Origin of the sequence: Sphingopyxis sp. (assembly GCF_035250425.1) — a bacterium.
GTDB lineage: Bacteria > Pseudomonadota > Alphaproteobacteria > Sphingomonadales > Sphingomonadaceae > Sphingopyxis.
On record NZ_DATFFD010000056.1, the window covers coordinates 1 to 4,161 of the forward strand.

Below are 4,161 nucleotides of genomic sequence, written 5' to 3' on the forward strand. Positions count from 1 at the left end.
GCATTTATCCACCAAATGAAAGAGCCGGGACAAGGGCTGGCACAGCCCGATAATGTAGGAAAGGCCTATTTGAAAGGCGACGCCTGCTTTGGGGTGGAGAGCGGGCATAGTCAGTTCCTCCCCGGAACGGGGAGGTGGCAGTCCGCAGGGCTGACGGAGGGGTCGAAACCTCTCGTCAAGACGCACCGTCCCGACCCCTCCACCACCGCCTACGGCGGCGGTCCCCCTCCCCGTTCCGGGGAGGAACTAAAACGTCCACTTCCGGTCGTTAGCCGCCTTAGAGCTCGCCGCCGAGTGCCCCATATTTTGCTTCGAAGCCGGCCTTGTCGCCGCGCGCCAGATAGCCCGCCTGGTCGACGATATTGTCGCGTGCGATGCGGCCCTGGAAGGCGCCGAGCTCTGGATCGATGCGCGCGATGTCGGCGTCGGTCCAGTCGGCAATCTGCTGGAAGCTGCTGACGCCGAGGCCGTTCAACAGCACGACGAGTTTCGGGCCGACGCCTTTCAGCAATTGCAGATTGTCCGCGGTCGTCGAGCGCGCGGGCGCGGGCTCCGGTGCCGGCGGCGGAACGGTCGGTTCCTCGGGGATGGCTGTCGCGGCTTCGGCGGGCGTGGGCTTGGTCGTAGCCTTCTTTGCCGGGGGCTTGGGCGTTGCTTTCGCCGCGACTTTTTTTGCGGCGGGTTTGGTGGCTGCCTTAGGCTTCGCTGCGGGTTTCGGCGCCTCGGCGGCGGGTTCGGGGACGGACACCGGTTTTGGCGCAGCGGGCGACGTCTTTGCGATCGGTTCCGCCGCGGGCGGCGGTGCCGGAGGGGTGACGGGTTGCGGCTTCGGCTCGATCGGCTTGAAGCGCGCGGGTTCGGCGGCGATGATTTCAGGTTTCACCGGTTCGAGCGGCTTGGCGGGCTTGGCCGGTTCAGCCGCGGGCGGGGCGATTTCTTGCGGTTTCGATCGGCCGAACAGCCACCAGAGCAGCACGACCGCAACAACGAGCCCGACGACTGCGATAATCCAGTTTTCCTGAAGCCAGGTCATCTTCTTCTCCGCTTGTGATTTTGGTTCAGCCTATGTGGCGCGATGGGCTGGGTCCACCCTAAGGAGCAAACCGTTTCATATTTCTTCGTCATTCCCGCGAAAGCGGGAACCCAGCCCGCCACGGTTGCTCGCTGGGTTCCCGCTTTCGCGGGAATGACGAGGTATTTTTTCACTTCGCTTCGCGCGCGACCTCGCGCCAACCGATGTCGCGGCGGCAAAAGCCGCTGGCGAAATCGAGCTTGTCGACGGCACCATAGGCGTGCGCCTGCGCCTCGGTCACGGTGCGGCCGGTCGCGGTGACATTGAGCACGCGCCCGCCCGCGGCGACGATCTGGCCACCCGCGCGCGCCGTGCCGGCGTGGAAAATCCGCACGCCGCCCGCTTCGGCGTCGGCGATGCCGTGGATCGCGCCGCCCTTTTCGGGGGTGGCGGGATAGCCGTTCGCCGCCATCACGACGGTCAGCGCATAATCGCTGGCGAAGGCGGGCGGCGCGGCGTCCGCGAGCGCGCCGGTCGATGCGGCGTAAAGCAGCGCGGCGAGGTCGCCGGCATAGCGCATCATCAGCACCTGGCATTCGGGGTCGCCGAAGCGGGCGTTATATTCGATCAGCTTCGGTCCGGCATCGGTGAGCATGAGGCCCGCGAACAGCACGCCAACATAAGGCGTTCCCTCGGCGGCGAGCGTCGCCACCGTCGGGCGGATGATGCGGTCCATCACCGCGGCTTCGAGATCGGCGGTGAGGACGGGGGCGGGGCTGTACGCGCCCATGCCGCCGGTGTTCGGTCCGGTGTCGCCGTCGCCGACGCGCTTGTGATCCTGTGCGCTGCCGAACGCCATCACGTCGGTGCCGTCGGAGAGCGCGAAGAAGCTCGCTTCCTCGCCGGTCATAAATTCCTCGATCACCACCTCGGCGCCCGCGCCGCCGAACGCGCCGTCGAACATTTCCTCGATCGCGGCTTCGGCTTCGGCCTGCGTTTCGGCGATGATCACGCCCTTGCCCGCGGCGAGCCCGTCGGCCTTGATCACGATGGGAATCGAAAAGCCCTCGAGCACCGCGAGCGCTTCGTCGGCGCTGGTGCAGCGGACATAGGCGGCCGTGGGAATACCGGCGCGCGCGCACAAATCCTTGGTGAAGCCCTTCGAGCCTTCGAGCCGCGCCGCGGCGGCGCCGGGGCCGAAGACCGCGACGCCCAGGTCGCGCAGCCGGTCGGCGAGGCCCGCGACGAGCGGCGCTTCGGGGCCGACGACGACGAAATCGATCGCATGCGCCTTGACGAAGGCGATCAGACCATCGAGATCGTCGGCGGCGATGGCGACGCATTCGGCGTGCGCCTCGATCCCCGGATTGCCCGGTGCGGCATAGAGCTTGGCGCAGCTTGGCGATTGTGCCAACTGCCAGCTGAGCGCATGTTCGCGGCCCCCCGATCCGACCAGCAGGATATTCATGTCAGTCCCTTTTCCCGATCCGGCGTCCGATGATGACACCGCCGCGCGGCTGTTAGCCGAGGCGGCGCCCGGCGACAACGCTCCTGCCCTGTCGGTCAGCCAATTGTCGGCGGCGATCAAGCGCACGGTCGAGGACGGCTTCGCGCGCGTGCGCGTGCGGGGTGAGTTGTCGGGGGCGAAGCGCGCGGCGTCGGGGCATTTCTATGCGGCGCTGAAGGACGATAATGCGCTGATCGACATGGTGATGTGGAAGGGGCAGGCGGGGCGGCTCGCCTTCCGGCCCGAGGACGGGATCGAAGTGATCGCGACGGGCAAGCTCACCACCTATCCGGGACGGTCGAAATATCAGCTCGTCGTCGATACGCTCGAGGTCGCGGGCGAAGGCGCATTGATGCTGCTCTTCGAGAAATTGAAGGCGCGGCTCGGCGCCGAGGGGCTGTTCGACCGGACACGCAAATATGACCGCCTGCCCTATCTTCCGCGCACGATCGGCGTGGTGACCTCGCCCACCGGGGCGGTGATTCGCGACATCCTCCATCGTCTCGCCGACCGCTGCCCGACGCATGTGATCGTGTGGCCGGTGCTGGTGCAGGGCGACGGCGCGGCGGCGCAGGTTGCGAATGCGATCCGCGGCTTCGATGCCATCGCGCCCGGCGGGCCGGTGCCGCGCCCCGACCTAGTGATCGTCGCACGCGGCGGCGGGTCGATCGAGGATCTGTGGGCGTTCAACGAAGAGGTGGTCGTGCGCGCGATCGCCGATTGCCGCATCCCCACGATCAGCGCGGTTGGGCACGAGACCGATGTGACGCTCGCCGACTATGCCGCCGATGTGCGCGCGCCGACCCCGACCGCGGCGGCCGAAATGGCGGTGCCGGTGCGCGCCGAACTGCAGGCGCAGCTTGCGACGTGGAACGGCCGCATCATCGGGGCGGCGAACCGGCAACAGGCGCTGGCGGGCGAGCGGCTCACCGCGCTGGCGCGGCATTTGCCGAAACGCGATGCGCTCTATGCGCCGCAGCGCCAGCGGCTCGACGATGCCGGCGACCGGCTCGACCGCAGCCAGCGCCACCGGCTGGCGGTGATTTCGGAGCGGCTTGCGACGCGCGGTGCGGCGCTGCGCCCCGCGCTGCTCGCGCGGCGCTGGGACCGCGACCGGGCGCTGATCGAGGGACTCGGGCGATTGCTCGACAGCCTCGACCCGCGCGCGCTGTTGTCGCGCGGCTATGCGATGGTGCGCGATGGCGGCGGGGCGATCGTCACGACCGCTGCGAAGGCGCAGGACGCCGGACATCTCCGGCTGCAATTCGCCGACGGCGAGGTGGCGGCAGCGGTGACGGAGGGCGCGGCGTCCAAGCCTGCTCGCAAGCCGCTGCCTGCGCCGCCTGGACGGGGGCAGGGCGAGCTCTTCTAAAGGGTTCACGCGGGGCGCGGAGACGCGGAGATAAAGGATATTCGCGCAGAGCGCGCAGAGTTCGCAGAGAAAAAGGGCGGCGAAGCCGCCAATCTCATCTTCTCCGCGCCTCCGCGCCTCCGCGTGAACAAAAATCTCTGCGCGCTCTGCGCTCTCTGCGCGAATCCTGTTCGGCTTCCTGTTTTGACGCGCGCGCTGCGAAGCTGTTATACCCCTGCCAACGCCACATTCTTCCACTGGATAACATCATGTTGATCGCCAGCCGCAACC

3 protein-coding genes are annotated in these 4,161 nt (G+C 67.8%); 1 reads left to right on the plus strand and 2 read right to left on the minus strand.

The features are described from left to right. Positions 1-277: 277 nt before the first annotated feature. Positions 278-1,033 (minus strand): hypothetical protein, encoded by a 756-nt coding sequence (locus VJ811_RS03450; protein WP_324070879.1) that lies wholly within the window; start codon positions 1,031-1,033, stop codon positions 278-280. 169 nt (positions 1,034-1,202) lie between these two features. Next, entirely contained in the window at positions 1,203-2,480 is a 1,278-nt protein-coding gene (gene purD / locus VJ811_RS03455; RefSeq protein WP_324070880.1) for a phosphoribosylamine--glycine ligase, read from the minus strand. Between purD and xseA the strand changes: the two genes are divergently transcribed. Continuing rightward, positions 2,479-3,891, plus strand: coding sequence for an exodeoxyribonuclease VII large subunit (gene xseA / locus VJ811_RS03460; protein ID WP_324070882.1), 1,413 nt, complete (start codon positions 2,479-2,481; stop codon positions 3,889-3,891). The genes purD and xseA overlap by 2 nt on opposite strands. Positions 3,892-4,161 lie beyond the last annotated feature (270 nt).

Excerpts from the sequence above, each read along its gene's own strand:
- VJ811_RS03450 (WP_324070879.1), bottom strand. The coding sequence starts at position 1,033 with ATGACCTGGCTTCAGGAAAACTGGATTATCGCAGTCGTCGGGCTCGTT.
- xseA (WP_324070882.1), top strand. The coding sequence starts at position 2,479 with ATGTCAGTCCCTTTTCCCGATCCGGCGTCCGATGATGACACCGCCGCG.
- purD (WP_324070880.1), bottom strand. The coding sequence starts at position 2,480 with ATGAATATCCTGCTGGTCGGATCGGGGGGCCGCGAACATGCGCTCAGC.